Origin of the sequence: Streptomyces sp. NPDC007084 (assembly GCF_040703595.1) — a bacterium.
Classification (GTDB): Bacteria; Actinomycetota; Actinomycetes; order Streptomycetales; family Streptomycetaceae; genus Streptomyces.
Genome location: NZ_JBEYFY010000070.1, coordinates 18,795 through 35,047, shown reverse-complemented (window position 1 = coordinate 35,047; position 16,253 = coordinate 18,795). Strand labels below are relative to the sequence as shown.

At 69.6% G+C, this 16,253-nt stretch carries 14 protein-coding genes, 1 rRNA gene and 1 riboswitch; of the genes, 12 read left to right on the top strand and 3 right to left on the bottom strand.

Annotated elements, in window-relative coordinates:
- From rrf to AB0912_RS32250, 11 genes are all read left to right on the top strand, one after another.
- Positions 1-94: ribosomal RNA gene (gene rrf / locus AB0912_RS32300) — 5S ribosomal RNA — on the top strand; the annotation flags it as partial.
- Between the two features lie 164 nt (positions 95-258).
- The gene (locus tag AB0912_RS32295; RefSeq protein WP_366706187.1) at positions 259-867 is read left to right on the top strand and encodes a CDP-alcohol phosphatidyltransferase family protein; all 609 of its coding nucleotides are present in this window, start codon (positions 259-261) and stop codon (positions 865-867) included.
- A gap of 119 nt (positions 868-986) precedes the next feature.
- Positions 987-3,482 (top strand): mannose-1-phosphate guanyltransferase, encoded by a 2,496-nt coding sequence (locus AB0912_RS32290; protein ID WP_366706185.1) that lies wholly within the window; start codon positions 987-989, stop codon positions 3,480-3,482.
- 98 nt (positions 3,483-3,580) lie between these two features.
- Entirely contained in the window at positions 3,581-4,486 is a 906-nt protein-coding gene (locus AB0912_RS32285) for a DUF881 domain-containing protein (RefSeq protein WP_366706183.1), read from the top strand.
- A complete protein-coding gene (locus AB0912_RS32280) occupies positions 4,483-4,815 on the top strand; it encodes a small basic family protein (protein WP_266824523.1) in 333 nt (110 codons plus the stop codon). The genes AB0912_RS32285 and AB0912_RS32280 overlap by 4 nt, the downstream gene beginning before the upstream one ends.
- 5 nt (positions 4,816-4,820) lie before the next feature.
- Positions 4,821-5,660, top strand: coding sequence for a DUF881 domain-containing protein (locus AB0912_RS32275; RefSeq protein WP_366706181.1), 840 nt, complete (start codon positions 4,821-4,823; stop codon positions 5,658-5,660).
- Between the two features lie 60 nt (positions 5,661-5,720).
- Positions 5,721-6,680, top strand: a complete 960-nt coding sequence (locus AB0912_RS32270) for an FHA domain-containing protein (protein WP_366706179.1) — start codon at positions 5,721-5,723, stop codon at positions 6,678-6,680.
- A 42-nt stretch (positions 6,681-6,722) separates the two neighbouring features.
- Positions 6,723-7,475 carry a MerR family transcriptional regulator gene (locus AB0912_RS32265; RefSeq protein WP_366706177.1) on the top strand — a complete coding sequence of 251 codons (753 nt, stop codon included), beginning with the start codon at positions 6,723-6,725 and terminating at the stop codon, positions 7,473-7,475.
- A gap of 86 nt (positions 7,476-7,561) precedes the next feature.
- Positions 7,562-8,035: a bifunctional nuclease family protein gene (locus tag AB0912_RS32260; protein ID WP_033327106.1), complete on the top strand. Its 474-nt coding sequence runs from the start codon at positions 7,562-7,564 to the stop codon at positions 8,033-8,035.
- Positions 8,036-8,250: 215 nt separating this feature from the next.
- Positions 8,251-8,925 (top strand): MerR family transcriptional regulator, encoded by a 675-nt coding sequence (locus AB0912_RS32255; protein ID WP_366706175.1) that lies wholly within the window; start codon positions 8,251-8,253, stop codon positions 8,923-8,925.
- A gap of 76 nt (positions 8,926-9,001) precedes the next feature.
- Positions 9,002-10,639 (top strand): DNA polymerase IV, encoded by a 1,638-nt coding sequence (locus tag AB0912_RS32250; protein WP_366706173.1) that lies wholly within the window; start codon positions 9,002-9,004, stop codon positions 10,637-10,639.
- Here the strand turns inward: AB0912_RS32250 and AB0912_RS32245 are convergent.
- Positions 10,561-10,932 carry a PRC-barrel domain-containing protein gene (locus tag AB0912_RS32245; protein ID WP_366706171.1) on the bottom strand — a complete coding sequence of 124 codons (372 nt, stop codon included), beginning with the start codon at positions 10,930-10,932 and terminating at the stop codon, positions 10,561-10,563. The two genes, AB0912_RS32250 and AB0912_RS32245, sit on opposite strands and share 79 nt — an antisense overlap.
- Positions 10,933-11,062: 130 nt before the next feature.
- Positions 11,063-11,158: riboswitch (glycine riboswitch) on the top strand.
- 177 nt (positions 11,159-11,335) lie between these two features.
- Here AB0912_RS32245 and gcvP point away from each other — a divergent pair.
- On the top strand, positions 11,336-14,221 hold the full coding sequence (gene gcvP / locus AB0912_RS32240) for an aminomethyl-transferring glycine dehydrogenase (RefSeq protein WP_366706169.1): 2,886 nt from the start codon (positions 11,336-11,338) through the stop codon (positions 14,219-14,221).
- 301 nt (positions 14,222-14,522) lie between these two features.
- Here gcvP and AB0912_RS32235 read toward each other — a convergent pair whose 3' ends face one another.
- Together AB0912_RS32235 and AB0912_RS32230 are read right to left on the bottom strand one after the other, a co-directional pair.
- Entirely contained in the window at positions 14,523-14,729 is a 207-nt protein-coding gene (locus tag AB0912_RS32235) for a DUF5999 family protein (protein ID WP_355867360.1), read from the bottom strand.
- Positions 14,730-15,106: 377 nt separating this feature from the next.
- Positions 15,107-15,742 carry a hypothetical protein gene (locus AB0912_RS32230; protein WP_366706167.1) on the bottom strand — a complete coding sequence of 212 codons (636 nt, stop codon included), beginning with the start codon at positions 15,740-15,742 and terminating at the stop codon, positions 15,107-15,109.
- Positions 15,743-16,253: the final 511 nt, after the last annotated feature.

Sequence of the window (16,253 nt, the reverse complement as noted above, 5' to 3'; positions counted from 1 at the left end):
AACGCCCGGTTACATTCCGAACCCGGAAGCTAAGCCTTACAGCGCCGATGGTACTGCAGGGGGGACCCTGTGGGAGAGTAGGACGCCGCCGAACTATTATTAGAGCTCCGGCTCTCAGGATTTCGATTCTGAGAGCCGGAGCTTTTTTGTTTTCCGGCATATTTTCCGAGGACGCCTCGACCCCTCTGCTCGGAGGCGTCGAGCCTGCGGGTAAGGTCAGGGGGCATCGTTGGCTCGTTCCCCACAGGAGGCCCCCGGGTGGAGGTCCAGGAGACCCGTGTCCAGACGGACCGGGTCCTCACCATCCCGAACATCCTCAGCATGGCGCGTCTCGTCGGCGTCCCCATCTTCCTGTGGTTGATCCTCAGGCCGGAGTTCGGCGGCCCCAAGAGCGACGGCTGGGCACTGCTCGTCCTCATGCTCAGCGGCATCAGCGACTACCTGGACGGAAAGCTCGCCCGGCGCTGGAACCAGATCAGCAGCCTCGGCCGGCTGCTGGACCCCGCGGCTGACCGGCTCTACATCCTGTCGACACTCGTCGGTCTCACCTGGCGCGAGATCCTGCCGCTCTGGCTGACAGCGGCGCTCCTGGCACGTGAACTCGTCCTCCTGGTGATGGTCGGCATCCTCCGACGGCACGGCTATCCGCCGCCGCAGGTCAACTTCCTCGGCAAGGCGGCCACCTTCAACCTGATGTACGCCTTCCCGTTGTTGCTGCTCAGCGACGCCGGCGGCTGGATCGGGACAGTCGGTGCGATTTTCGGATGGGCGTTCGCCGGATGGGGTACAACCCTGTATTGGTGGGCAGGAGTCCTCTACATGGTGCAGGTCCGCCGGCTGATCCGAGCGGACACCGTGACCGATTGAACTCGGCCCGATGGGGCTGCTGGTGAAGTGCCCCGATGGCCCCCACTCTGGAACTGCGGGACAATCAGGACGGGTGAAGTCGGCTGTACCGTCATCTCTTAGAGGAGGACGCTTCCGACATGAAGGCCGTCGTGATGGCCGGTGGCGAGGGCACACGCCTTCGCCCTATGACCTCAAGCATGCCCAAGCCGCTCCTGCCGGTGGTGAACCGCCCGATCATGGAGCACGTGCTCAGGCTGCTCAAAAGGCATGGGCTCAACGAGACCGTCGTCACCGTGCAGTTCTTGGCCTCCCTGGTCAAGAACTACTTCGGTGACGGTGAAGAGCTCGGCATGGAGCTGACCTATGCCAATGAGGAGAAGCCACTCGGTACCGCCGGGAGCGTCAAGAACGCCGAAGAAGCGTTGAAGGACGACGCCTTCCTCGTCATTTCCGGTGATGCCCTCACCGACTTCGACCTCACCGAACTCATCGCCTTCCACAAGGAGAAGGGCGCGCTCGTCACCGTCTGTCTGACGCGCGTCCCCAATCCCCTCGAATTCGGCATCACCATCGTCGACGAAGAGGGCAAGGTCGAACGCTTCCTGGAGAAGCCGACCTGGGGCCAGGTCTTCTCGGACACGGTCAACACGGGCATCTACGTCATGGAGCCCGAAGTCTTCGACTACGTCGAGGCCGATGTCTCCGTCGACTGGTCCGGCGACGTCTTCCCCCAGCTCATGAAGGAAGGCAAGCCGATCTACGGCTATGTCGCCGAGGGCTACTGGGAGGACGTGGGCACCCACGAGAGCTATGTGAAGGCCCAGGCCGACGTCCTCGAAGGCAAGGTCGACGTCGAGATCGACGGGTTCGAGATATCGCCCGGCGTATGGGTGGCCGAAGGGGCCGACGTGCACCCCGACGCCGTACTTCGGGGACCGCTGTACATCGGTGACTACGCCAAGGTCGAGGCGGACTCCGAGATCCGCGAGCACACGGTGATCGGCTCCAACGTCGTCGTCAAGAGCGGCGCGTTCGTGCACCGGGCCGTCGTGCACGACAACGTCTACATCGGGCAGCAGAGCAATCTGCGCGGCTGTGTGATCGGCAAGAACACCGACATCATGCGGGCCGCCCGGATCGAGGACGGCGCCGTGATCGGCGACGAATGCCTCGTCGGCGAAGAATCGATCATCCAGGGCAACGTTCGCGTCTACCCGTTCAAGACCATCGAGGCCGGCGCGTTCGTCAACACCTCGGTCATCTGGGAGTCCCGGAGCCAGGCGAATCTGTTCGGCGCCCGCGGTGTCTCCGGCATCCTGAACGTCGAAATCACCCCTGAACTCGCCGTGCGACTCGCCGGCGCCTATGCGACGACCCTGAAGAAGGGGTCGACCGTCACCACGGCCCGCGACCACTCCCGAGGTGCCCGAGCCCTGAAGCGAGCGGTCATCTCCGCGCTCCAGGCCAGCGCCATCGACGTACGCGATCTGGAGAACGTACCGCTGCCGGTGGCACGGCAGCAGACAGCGCGGGGCAGCGCGGGCGGCATCATGATCCGTACCACGCCCGGAGTGCCGGACTCCGTCGACATTATGTTCTTCGACGAACAGGGCGCCGACCTCTCCCAGGGCGGACAGCGCAAGCTGGACCGGGTGTTCTCGCGCCAGGAGTACCGGCGTGCGTTCCCCGGCGAGATCGGGGACCTGCACTTCCCGGCGAGCGTCTTCGACTCGTACACCGGATCGCTGCTGCGCAATGTCGACACCACAGGGATCACCGAATCCGGGCTCAAGGTGGTCGTGGACGCCTCCAACGGCAGCGCGGGCCTTGTGCTGCCCAGCCTCTTGGGCAAGCTCGGCGTCGACTCGCTCACCATCAACCCCGGACTCGACGAGTCCAGGCCGACCGAGACGGCGGACAGCCGGCGGGCAGGTCTGGTGCGGCTCGGCGAGATCGTCGCCTCCGCGCGGGCCGCGTTCGGCGTGCGCTTCGACCCGGTCGGTGAGCGGCTCTCCCTCGTGGACGAGAAGGGACGCATCGTCGAGGACGACCGGGCGCTGCTCGTCATGCTCGACCTGGTGGCCGCGGAACGACGCAGCGGGCGGGTCGCGCTGCCGGTGACGACCACGCGCATCGCCGAGCAGGTCGCGGCGTACCACGGCACGCAGGTCGAGTGGACGACGACGTCGCCCGACGACCTCACGCGGGTCGGCCGCGAGGAAGCCACGATCTTCGGTGGCGACGGACGCGGCGGGTTCATCATTCCCGAGTTCAGCGGCGTCTTCGACGGCGCGGCCGCCTTCGTACGGCTGATCGGACTCGTGGCGCGGACGCAGCTCACGCTCAGCCAGATCGACGCGCGGATTCCGCGGGCGCACGTCCTCAAGCGGGACCTCGCCACCCCGTGGGCCGTCAAGGGTCTGGTGATGCGCCGGGTCGTGGAGGAGGCGGGCGACCGCTCCGTGGACACGACGGACGGCGTACGGGTCGTGGAGGCCGACGGACGCTGGGTCATGGTGCTGCCCGACCCGGCCGAGGCGGTCACCCACCTGTGGGCCGAGGGACCGGACGACGCCTCCGCCGAGGCCCTGCTGGACGAGTGGGCCGCCGTCGTGGACAGCGCCGGCCGCTGAAACACCCTTCACCCGTGCGTGTCGGACAAGTGCCCCCAAGGGGGCCTGTCCGGCACGCCGGTGGGGCCATTCGGAGGTAGCACCCGCGACGTGCGACGATGTGCGGCATGCCGCAGCAGCCCCCCGATCGGAGCAGCGCCCCGCGCCCGTCGCGCCCGGACGCCTCCATGTCGCTGCTCACCAACGTCATGGATCACAGCCTTGACGACGGGTACGCCGAAGCCGCCGCCCGCAAGAAGGCCGCGGGAGACGGCGGTCTTCCGAAGACGGTGAGGGCGAAGCTCGGTCTTGCGGCGGGCCTGGTGCTCGCCGCGCTCGTGGTCACCGTCGGAGCGGCGAACGCGCGGATCGCGGCCCCCGTCGTCGCCAAGGAGCGGCAGGAACTCATCGACCGCATCGAGCGCGAGTCGGCGACGGCGGACAAGCTGGAGAAGAACGTCGACACCCTGCGGGCCGACGTGAGCGCACGCCAGCGCGAGGCACTGAAGAAGACGGGCGGCGAACAGGCCGATCTGGTCGGCATCCTTTCCGGCGCCACCGATGTGCACGGCCCGGGCATCAAGCTCGTCGTGAACGACGCCAAGGAAGCCAGCACCGGCGGGGACGGGACCAATCCGCGGGAGACGTCGGGATTCTCCGACACCGGACGCGTGCGGGACCGCGACATGCAGCGCGTGGTCAACGGCCTGTGGGAGTCGGGCGCAGAGGCGATCTCCGTCAACGGGCAGCGGCTGACCGCCCTCTCGGCCATCCGGGCGGCCGGTGACGCGATACTGGTCGACAACAAGCCGCTGGTGCCGCCGTACACGGTGCTCGCGGTGGGGGACGGCCAGCGGCTCAGCACCAGGTTCCAGGACAGCGCCGACGGGCTGTATCTGCATGCCTTGCAGGAGAACTACGGCATCCGGACCAGCATTTCCGCCGAGGACGACGTCCGGTTGCCCGCCGCACCGAGTGTGATCGTACGTACAGCAGAGCCGAGCACAGAGAAGGGCACATCGTGATCGCCGTACTGGGCCTCGTCGTGGGCGTCGTGGCTGGATTGTTGGTCCGGCCCGAGGTTCCGGTGGTTGTCGAGCCGTACCTGCCGATCGCCGTCGTGGCGGCGCTCGACGCCGTGTTCGGCGGACTGCGGGCGATGCTCGACGGCATCTTCGACGACAAGGTCTTCGTGGTCTCGTTCCTGTCGAACGTCGTCGTCGCCGCGTTGATCGTCTTCCTGGGCGACAAGTTGGGCGTGGGCGCCCAGCTCTCCACGGGTGTCGTCGTCGTCCTCGGTATTCGCATCTTCTCCAACGCCGCCGCGATCCGCCGGCACGTCTTCCGGGCGTGAGGCCGATGAACAGCGAAGACGAGAACGCCGGGAACCCGCTGCGCAGAGAGCTGCCCGAAGAGGTCCCCGCCACCGCGCAGGCCGCCGAGCCGCAGCAGCCGGAGGCGAGCCCCCGGCCGTCGTCGGCCGGCCGGGAGCGCCTGATCAAGGGGCTGTGGCCGCCGCGCGTGTCGCGGGCCCAACTGATCGTCGCCGTGCTGCTGTTCGGCCTCGGTTTCGGCCTGGCCGTCCAGGTGGCGTCCAACAGCGACGGGAACAGCGCCCTGCGCGGAGCGCGGCAGGAAGATCTCGTCCGCATCCTCGATGAACTCGACAACCGCACTCAGCGTCTTGAAGACGAGAAGCAGGGGCTGGAGGACCAGCGCACCGAGCTGGAGAACAGCTCGGACCAGGCCGAGGAGGCCCGCAAGCAGACGGTCGAGAAGGAGAAGCAACTCGGCATCCTCGCGGGCACCGTGGCCGCCCAGGGCCCCGGCATCACGCTGACGATCAACGACACGAAGGGCACGGTCAAGGCGGACATGCTGCTCGACGCGATCCAGGAGCTGCGCGCCGCGGGCGCGGAGGCGATCCAGGTGGACGGAGTGCGGGTGGTCGCCGGTACCTATCTGGCCGACTCCGGAAGCGGAGTGAAGGTCGACGGGAACAAGATCACCCAGCCCTATCGTTTCAAGGTCATCGGCAAGCCGCAGGACCTGGAGCCGGCGCTGAACATTCCGGGGGGTGTGGTGCAGACGCTGGAGAAGGAGCAGGCCACCGTCACGGTGGAGCGTTCGACGAAGATCGTTGTGGATGCCTTGCGACCGGCGGAGCGGCCTGACTACGCTCGGTCGTCCTCCCCGTGAGGCGGGCCGCATGAGGTCCGCCGGGCGAGGGCATGAGGTTGCGGGGGGTCGGCGCACCGAATGGGTGGTGCGTGGTGGAAACTGTCTGGTGGATACGGACGTTGTGAGGATGTCCGGGTCGACCGGTGTGTTCAATCAGTGTTCGTCCTGCCCCACGGGCGGGTCTGTTTCGGTCAAGGGGAATCGCCCGTGAAGTTGTTTGCGAAGTTGTTCGGCAAGAGCACGCGAGAGGGCAGCGGTGACAACGCGACCGCCCGTCACCGTGCACCGCGCCAGGGAGACGCGGGGGAGCCCCAGAGCGGCGACCGCCCGCTCTTCCGCGACCAGGTCGGCGGCGCCGCCGGTCCCGGCGCGCCGTCTGTTGACCCTGCCCAGTCCGGCCGCATAGGTTTCGGGGAACCGTCAGCCTCAAGCTCGGGTGGAGGGTTCGCCTCCGATCCGTATGCGTCCCATGCCCCTGGTGGGCAGCCGCGGCAGGAGGATCCGTCCATGTCGGCCCTGGTCTGTACGAGGTGCGGGAACCGGAACGCGGAGAACAGCCGGTTCTGCTCCAACTGTGGTGCACCGCTGCGGGGCGGCGCCGAGCGCCCCTCCGAGACGACGTCCACGATCTCCATCTCCGGTATCGAGGCCTACGACGCGGAGGTGACGGGCCAGACGCCGTCGCCGATGCTCTCCCCGGAGGCCCAGGCGGCGGTCGACGCGCTGCCGCTCGGCTCGGCGCTCCTGGTGGTGCGCCGCGGCCCCAACTCGGGCAGCCGCTTCCTGCTGGACGGCGACCTGACCACGGCCGGCCGTCATCCGCAGAGCGACATCTTCCTCGACGACGTGACCGTGTCGCGCCGGCATGTGGAGTTCCGTCGCGTGGCGGACGGCTCGTTCACCGTCGCCGACGTCGGCAGCCTGAACGGGACGTACGTCAACCGGGAGCGGATCGACCAGGTCGCGCTGTCGAACGGTGACGAGGTGCAGATCGGCAAGTACCGGCTGGTGTTCTACGCGAGCCAGCGGGGCGTCTGACCCTCCCCCAACTCCGTCCGGGGGGACACCGAGGGAATGTCCATGCTTCAAACACCGAGCGGCGGTGCCGGCAGCGGCACCGCCGCGGACAGCGGTCTGATGAGCATCGGCGCGGTGCTGAGCGTGCTGCGTGACGAGTTTCCCGAAGTAACCATCTCCAAGATCAGGTTTCTGGAGTCGGAGGGGCTCGTCGAGCCGCGGCGGACCCCTTCCGGGTATCGAAAGTTCAGCGCCGGCGACGTCGAGCGCCTCGGTCACGTCCTGAGGATGCAGCGCGACCACTACCTGCCGCTCAAGGTGATCCGTGAGCATCTGGACGCCCTGGAGCGCGGTGAGCAGGTGCGGCTGCCCGCTGTGGGCCGTCAGCGGGACTCCGGTGACGGAGAACCCGGCGGAGACCTCTACGGTGAGCCGGAGGGCCCCACGGTGGCTCGTGTGGGCCGTGCCGAGCTGCTGGCCGCCGCGGAGATCGGCGAGCAGGAACTCGCCGAGTGGGAGTCGTACGGCCTGATCGGCCCCCTGCCCGACGGTGTGTACGACGCCGAGGCGGTGACCGTCGCCGCCCTCGTGGTGGAGCTGGGGCGGTTCGGGATCGAACCGCGCCACCTCAGGGCGATGAAGGCGGCGGCCGAGCGCGACGCGGGCCTGGTGGACCAGGTGGTGGCCCCGCTGCGGCGCCATCGCAACCCGCAGACCCGGGCGCACGCCGAGGCCCGTGCGAAGGAGCTGGCGGGGCTCACCGTGAAGCTGCACGCGGCACTCGTGCAGACCGCGCTGGGCGTACGACTTCCCTGATCCGGCGCGTCCGCCGCGCCGGTCGATCGGGCACCCGTTCTGTGCCCGACTACCCAAACGTCCCGGGCACGGCCTAGGGTTGCTGTGTGAACGAGCTCGATGTCGTAGGTGTCCGGGTGGAAATGCCCTCCAACCAACCGATCGTGCTTCTGCGTGAAGTGGGAGGCGACCGCTACCTCCCCATCTGGATCGGACCGGGGGAGGCGACGGCGATCGCCTTCGCCCAGCAGGGCATGGCCCCCGCACGACCGCTGACCCACGATCTGTTCAAGGACGTGCTGGAGGCAGTCGGCCAGGAGCTCACCGAAGTACGGATCACGGACCTTCGTGACGGTGTGTTCTACGCCGAGCTGGTCTTCGCCAGCGGGGTCGAGGTCAGCGCGCGTCCCTCCGACGCCATAGCGCTCGCCCTGCGCACCGGAACGCCGATCTACGGCAGTGACGGCGTGCTGGACGACGCCGGGATCGCGATCCCCGACGAGCAGGAGGACGAGGTGGAGAAGTTCCGCGAGTTCCTCGACCAGATCTCGCCCGAGGACTTCGGCACCAACAGCCAGTGACGCCCGGGGCCCGGCAGCTCTCGGCGGCATTTGCCCGCGGCGCGTGTGGTGTGCCGCGGCCCGTGCCGAGCGCATTCGGCTAGCCTTTCCCCGCGGTAGGACACGACAAACCACTCCTTGGGTGATTATCACTCGGCGTGCCGAGTGTGGCGATCGTTGACGCGCCCCTGGTGACTGCCTACCGTCGAGAGGGCAGGTCAAGGACGGAGGTCGGCGTGAGAAGCAGCGGCGACGGTACGGCTGGGGGTGCTCCCGGACGCGGTCTGGGAGAGAGCGGCCCGTACCCTCCCCCAAGCTCTCGGCTCGACTCGAGCAGGGGGCATCTCCAGCACGGCGGCGCGGCCGATCACGTTCCGCGGCGGCCGGAGGCAGTGTCCGACGAGGGAGGGGCTGTTCCCGAGGAGGTCGGCTACCGGGGGCCCACGGCGTGTGCCGCCGCGGGCATCACCTACCGCCAGTTGGACTACTGGGCCCGCACCGGCCTGGTCGAGCCCAGCGTGCGGCCCGCCTACGGCTCCGGGACACAGCGGCTCTACAGCTTCCGTGACGTGGTGGTTCTGAAGATCGTCAAGCGGTTCCTGGATACCGGGGTCTCGCTTCAGAACATCCGCACCACGGTCCAGCACCTCAGGGAGCGCGGCTTCCGGGACCTGGAGCGCATGACGCTGATGAGCGACGGTGCGACGGTCTACGAGTGCACCTCTCCCGACGAGGTGCACGCCCTGCTCCAGGGCGGCCAGGGCGTCTTCGGTATCGCCGTGGGCGTGGTGTGGCGGGACGTCGAGAGCGCCCTCTCACAGCTCCACGGAGAGCGGGTGGACACCGGGGAGACGCTCGTCGCCCACAACCCGGCCGACGAACTGGCCCGCAGGCGCAACCGGGCCGTGTGACTCCGACCGCCTTCGACTGACGTGATGCCCCGGCGCCGCCGGGGCATTGTCAGTGGCGTAGGGCAGCATCGGACATGTGAGAACCGCGCCCACGATCCTGCATCTCGACATGGATGCCTTCTTCGCCTCGGCGGAGCAGGCGTCCAAGCCGAGCCTGCGCGGCAAGGCCGTCGTCGTGGGCGGACTCGGGCCGCGCGGAGTCGTCTCCACCGCCTCGTACGAGGCGCGCGTGTTCGGGGTGAACTCGGCGATGCCGATGGCCCAGGCGCGCCGCCGCGCGCCGAACGCCGCCTATCTGGTGCCGCGCTTCAGTCTCTACCGGGAGATCAGCGAGCAAGTGATGGGCCTGCTGCGGGCCCTGTCGCCGCTCGTGGAGCCGCTCAGCCTGGACGAGGCGTTCGTGGACCTGGAGGCGGGCGGCACGGCCTGGGACGAGCGCTCGGCGCGGCTGGCGGGGACGAAGCTGCGGGCGGACATCAGGGCTGTCACGGGGCTCACGGGATCGGTGGGGCTCGCCGCCTCCAAGATGCTCGCGAAGATCGCCTCGGAGCAGGCCAAGCCCGACGGCCTGGTGCTGATCGATCCGGGCACCGAGCGGGAGCTGCTGGGGCCGATGTCGGTGCGCATCCTGCCGGGTGTCGGCCCGGCGACCGGGGACCATCTGCGCCGGGCCGGGATCACCACGGTCGAGGAGATCGCCGAGGCGGGTGAGGACGAGCTGGTGCGGCTGCTGGGGAAGGCCCATGGGCACGCCCTGTTCGCGATGGCGCTGGCTCACGACGAGCGGCCGGTGGTGTCCGAGCGGGAGACGAAGTCGGTGTCCGTCGAGGACACCTACGACGTGGACATCCACGACCGGATCCGGGTGGGTCTGGAAGTGGCGCGGCTCGCGGACCGTTGTGTGCGGCGGCTGCGCGGGGCCGGGCTGTCGGGGCGGACCATCGTCCTGAAGGTGCGGCGGTACGACTTCTCGACGCTGACCCGGTCCGAGACGCTGCGTGGGCCCACCGACGATCCCGCGGTCGTCCGGGAGGCCGCCGCGCGCCTCCTGGAGGGCGTGGACACGACCGGGGGCGTGAGGCTGCTCGGGGTCGGTGTCTCCGGGCTCGCCGACTACACGCAGGAGGACCTGTTCGCACAGGCCCAGGCGCGGGCGGACGCCGAAGCCGTGGCGGCGGCGGAGCTGTCGGTGGACGAGCACGTGGAGGAGGAGCGGGACGTTGACTCCGCGCCGGAGGCCGGCACCGAGCCGCCGGCGGCCGAGCGGCGCGCGGCCGGCGCCGAACAACCGGCCGCGGAGCGGCGCTGGCCCGCGGGGCACGACGTCCGGCACGCCGAGTTCGGGCACGGATGGGTGCAGGGCAGCGGCCTGGGGCGGGTCACGGTGCGGTTCGAGACGCCGTACTCGGCGCCGGGCCGGGTGCGGACCTTCCGGACGGACGATCCGCTCCTGGAACCGGCCGATCCGCTCCCGTTGGTGGAGCGCAGACCCGAGGAGCCCGGGCGGACGCAGGCCGAGGCGGAACCGGGGGCGACGGAGATGTCGGAGGAGTCCACTGTCCCCGCGTCGGGCTCAGGCGCGGCGGCTGAGGCAGCCGGGGAGTTCTCGGGTTCCGGCGGTCAGGGGCGTCGGGGTCAGGCGTCCTCGGAGCCCGCGAGCCGGCCGAAGTCACGGTCCGGCGGCGGGGGAGGGGACGCCACGTCCAGACCGTAGTGGTGGTAGAGCTGCAGCTCCTGCTCGGGGGAGAGGTGCCGGCCGACGCCGAAGTCGGGGGCGTCCTTGATGAGGGCCCGGTCGAAGGGGATGCGCAGGGTCCCCTCGACCATCTCGCTCGGCTCCAGGGGGACGAACGCGTCCCTGGAGAACAGCCCCGTGCGTATGGCCGCCCACTCCGGGACCCCGGTCGCGTCGTCGAGATAGACCTCGTCGATGGTGCCGATCTTGGTGCCCTTGCGGTCGAACGCCTTGCGGCCGATCAGGTTGCGCGGATCGATGTCGGTCTGCACGGTCCCTCCACGTGGTCGCAAACTCATCCGTCAGCACTACATCCGTAAGCACTACAAAAGAGCACATTCGTGATGGCGGCCACTCGAAGACCGGCCTCTTGTCCCCGCTGGTAGGCTGGCGAACGGCTGCTGATCCCGTGCGGGAGAGTCCTCCAGACTTCACCGGAGGCGCCGAAGGAGCAAATCCTCCCCGGAATCTCTCAGGCTCACGTACCGCACGGACGAGGTCACTCTGGAAAGCAGGGCGGGTGCCGCTGGCCTCCGCTCTCACCGACGGTGAAAGCCGGGACGTCAGTGGACGGACCGGTGAAGCTCTCAGGTTGAGATGACAGAGGGGGAGGCCGTCGGGGTACCCGTGCCGGGGTACCCCTCGAAGGTCGCGTCAGACCAGGAGGCCTCCGCAATGACCGCCCCTCGCATTCCGCTCTCCGCGCTCGAACATGGAATCCTCTTCGAGCAGCGCCACATCGGGCCCGACTCCGAAGCCCGGGCCAAGATGCTCGCGCAGGTCGGATACGGCTCGCTCGACGAGCTGACGGCCGCCGCGGTGCCGGACGTGATCAAGAACGCCGAGGCCCTGAACCTGCCGGCCGCGCGCACCGAGTCCGAGGTACTCGCCGAACTGCGCTCCCTCGCGGACCGCAACCAGGTGCTCGGTTCGATGATCGGCCTCGGCTACTACGGCACCTTCACGCCGCCGGTGATCCTGCGCAACGTCATGGAGAACCCGGCCTGGTACACGGCCTACACGCCCTACCAGCCGGAGATCTCGCAGGGCCGTCTCGAAGCGCTGCTGAACTTCCAGACCGTCGTCGCCGAGCTGACCGGCCTGCCCACCTCGGGCGCCTCGCTGCTCGACGAGGGCACCGCCGCCGCCGAGGCGATGGCGCTGTCCCGGCGCATGGGCAAGAACAAGAAGGGCCTCTTCCTGGTCGACGCGGACGCCCTGCCGCAGACCATCGCCGTCATCCAGACCCGCGCCGAGCCGACCGGTGTCGAGGTCGTCGTCGCCGACCTCGCCGACGGCATCCCGGCCGACCTGACCGGGCGCGAGATCAACGGCGTGCTGGTCCAGTACCCGGGCGCCTCCGGTGCCGTACGCGACATCAAGCCGCTCATCGACCAGGCGCACGAGCTGGGCGCGGTCGTCACCGTCGCCGCCGACCTGCTCGCCCTCACCCTGCTCACCTCGCCCGGCGAGCTCGACGCCGACATCGCCGTCGGTACGACGCAGCGCTTCGGTGTCCCGATGGGCTTCGGTGGACCGCACGCCGGTTACATGGCGGTGCGCGAGAAGTTCGCCCGCAGCCTCCCCGGCCGGCTGGTCGGCGTGTCCGTCGACGCCGACGGGCACAAGGCGTACCGCCTCGCCCTGCAGACGCGCGAGCAGCACATCCGCCGCGAGAAGGCCACCAGCAACATCTGTACGGCCCAGGTGCTCCTGGCCGTGATGGCCGGCATGTACGCCGTCTACCACGGGCCGGACGGGCTGCGCACCATCGCGCGGCGCACGCACCGCTACGCCACCGTCCTGGCCGCCGGGCTCACCGCCGGAGGCGTCGAGGTCGTGCACGGCGCGTACTTCGACACGCTCACCGTGCGCGTCCCGGGCCGTGCCGCCGCGGTCGTGGAGGCCGCCCGCGACCTCGGCGTTAACCTCCACGGTGTGGACGCCGACCACGTGTCCATCTCCTGCGACGAGACGACCACGCGCGCGCAGCTCACCGCCGTGTGGACCGCGTTCGGCGTCGAGGGCGACATCGAGGCGCTGGACGCGGGCGCCGAGGACACCCTCCCCGCCGCGCTGCTGCGCACCGACGAGTACCTCACGCACCCGGTGTTCCACCAGCACCGCTCCGAGACCGCGATGCTGCGCTACCTGCGCCGGCTCTCCGACCGCGACTACGCGCTCGACCGCGGCATGATCCCGCTGGGCTCCTGCACGATGAAGCTCAACGCGACCACGGAGATGGAGCCGGTCACCTGGCCCGAGTTCGGGCAGCTCCACCCCTTCGCGCCCGCCGCGCAGGCCGAGGGCTACCTCACGCTGATCCACGAGCTGGAGGACCAGCTCGCCGAGGTCACCGGCTACGACAAGGTGTCGCTGCAGCCCAACGCCGGTTCGCAGGGCGAGCTGGCCGGTCTGCTGGCCGTCCGCGGGTACCACCGTGCCAACGGCGACGACCAGCGCACGGTCTGCCTCATCCCGTCCTCCGCGCACGGCACCAACGCCGCGAGCGCCGTGATGGCCGGCATGAAGGTCGTCGTCGTGAAGACGGCCGACGACGGTGAGATCGACGTCGAGGACCTGTGCGCCAAGATCGAGCAGTACCGCGACGAACTGTCGGTGCTGATGATCACCTACCCGTCCACGCACGGTGTGTTCGAGGAGCATGTCGCCGACATCTGCGCCCAGGTGCACGAGGCCGGCGGCCAGGTCTACGTCGACGGAGCCAACCTCAACGCCCTGGTGGGTCTCGCCAAGCCGGGCCACTTCGGCGGCGACGTCTCGCACCTCAACCTGCACAAGACGTTCTGCATCCCGCACGGCGGCGGCGGTCCGGGCGTCGGCCCGGTCGGTGTGCGCGCCCACCTGGCGCCGTACCTGCCCAACCACCCGCTCCAGCCCGAGGCCGGACCCGAGACGGGCGTCGGCCCCGTATCGGCCGCGCCCTGGGGCTCCGCGGGCATCCTGCCCATCTCCTGGTCCTACGTCCGGCTGATGGGCGGCGAGGGCCTCAAGCGCGCCACGCAGGTGGCCGTGCTGTCGGCCAACTACGTCGCCAAGCGCCTGGAGCCGCACTACCCGGTGCTCTACACCGGCCCCGGCGGCCTGGTCGCGCACGAGTGCATCATCGACCTGCGTCCGCTGACCAAGGCGACCGGCGTCAGCGTGGACGACATCGCCAAGCGCCTGATCGACTACGGCTTCCACGCGCCGACGATGTCGTTCCCGGTGGCCGGAACCCTGATGATCGAGCCCACGGAGTCCGAGGACCTGGGCGAGCTGGACCGCTTCTGCGACGCCATGATCGCGATCCGCGCGGAGATCGAGAAGGTCGGCTTGGGCGAGTGGACCGTCGACGACAACCCGCTGCGCGGGGCGCCGCACACGGCCGCCGCGCTCGGCGGTGACTGGGAGCACGCTTACAGCCGCGAGGAGGCCGTGTTCCCGGCCGGGGTCTCGGCGTCCGACAAGTACTGGCCGCCGGTCCGCCGGATCGACCAGGCCTACGGCGACCGCAACCTGGTCTGCTCCTGCCCGCCGCTGGACGCCTACGAGGACTGACCGGTAGGAGGACTGACCGGTACGAGGACCGACCGGTACGAGGGCGGGCCGGTGCGGGGGCCGACGGCCGTTGGTCTCGGCGGCTGACCGGCCGCCTGCGCGGCTGCCGATGAGTGGCCGCGCGGTGCCTGTGACGGGTTGCCGCGCGGCGGCTGACCCACGGCTGATCGGCACAGGGGACGCGGACGCCTACGGGGAGTGATCACCCGGGGACATGCGTCGGGGCCGGTTCGGAGAGCGCGTCTCCGGGCCGGCCCCTGCTGTGTCCGGGCGGTCTGTCAGGGCCGCCCGGTGTGCGGGATCAGGCCGCCGTCATCACCGCGGTGCCGCCCAGTGGGCGGTGCGGGGCGATGATCCGGCCGTCCGGCAAAAGCTCACCGGTGTCCTCGAAGAGCAGAACGCCGTTGCACAGCAGGCTCCATCCCTGCTCCGGGTGGTGCGCCACGAGACGGGCGGACTCCCGGTCGGCGGACGCGGCTGACGGACACGGCGGCTGGTGCTGGCACATGGGTGGGATCTTTCGCTGGGTCGAGAGGTCAGTGGTGGCTGTGGTGTCTGTTCTGCGGCTCGCAGTACTCATGGCCGCACCCCCGTTGATGTGTGGTCTGGAACCCAGTGTTGCCCCACGGCAGGCGATCCGCAGGGATTTGACGGCACCGCTTCTCACAGGTTGATGACGCATCACCCGTGCGGACGGTTCAGCCCAACTGCGGTGTCTCTTCGGGTGGTTCGAGGGGGCCGGATTGGGCTAGTCCGGTCGGGTCCGGAGCACGTTTCCCCTCGTACGAGCACAGGGGAGCCCCGATGAGCGGGGTGGCGGTCCGGGGGCGTGGCAGGCAGGTGCCCCGCGGCCGGATGTCGGCCGCGGGGCACGGGGGTCGTGGCTCAGGCGGGGGAGCCGAGCAGCGGCCCGGACGTGGCGGGAAGCGGCCCGGATGCGGCCGGGAGTGGTCCGGACGTGGCCGGGGTGAGGCGGTGGGTGAGCACCGGGAGGAGTTCCGCGACCCGGTGCGGGCGGTGCGCGGCGATGCCGGGCGGCGCGGGGGCCAGCGGGACGAGGAGGTCGGTGGCCGCCGGATGACCGTCGGCACCGTCGGCCGCAGTGTCCCCGTGCAGCCAGAGAGTGAGCATGTACAGCTCCGGTACGGACAACAGGCGTGCCTGGTAGGGCTGCTGCATGGCCTCGGCCTGCCCCAGGGCGTGTTCCGTCGCGGCGATGTAGGGCCCCTCGAAGAAGCGCGAGAAGGCCCAGCCGTCCGGCGTGAGCATGGTGTCGGCGGCTGCCACCGCGCGTCCCCCGCTGCGCAGCAGGAACCGCCAGCCGGCGAGCCGGGTGGCCGACGCGCCGGCGGGGGTGATGCGGTCCAGGACATGGACCGGCAGCGGGAGTTCGGGAGTGATCGGTCCCTGTGCCAGGCGCAGGGAGGGGGTGCGGGCTTCGCGGACGGCGGTGGGAGAACCGAGTGCCGTGAGGACGGTGCGCAGGGCGGGCGCGGGAGCCGGGGGTATGTGCAGCGGCATGGTGGGTCGCCTCTCATTCGACAGGCACAGTGGCGCGAGGGAGGGGGCGGACGGCGCTGTCAGCTCTCGGGTCAGAGGGGCGTGGGTCTGGATCCGCCGACAGGAATGCCGCCTGTCGTCGTCACCGTGACGACAGGACCTAGGACCGCGAGCGCAAACTCTCTGCCTCGGTAGCGGAGTTTATACGACGCGTGTTCATAGAGTGTTTCGGCTAGTCGTCGCGAATATGAAGAGCAAGGCAGTATTCGGACGTGAAAACGCGCGTTTCATCCCGGTTCCGCGCGGTCGTACCGCCTTGACCTCGAATTATCCCGTCGCAGCGGTCGGCCGATACTCGTCGGCGTTTTTCACGAGATCATGCCGGCGGTAAAATTGCTTGCGGCCGCATGCCTCGTGAATGTGCCCGGGGAATCGGGTTCCCAGGGTAGCGGCCGAAGGGCGCGCACGGGACGTTATGGATCGCGTTGCCGGGGCATCATCCTCCGTACCCGGGACGCCCAGGCCGCCGGAG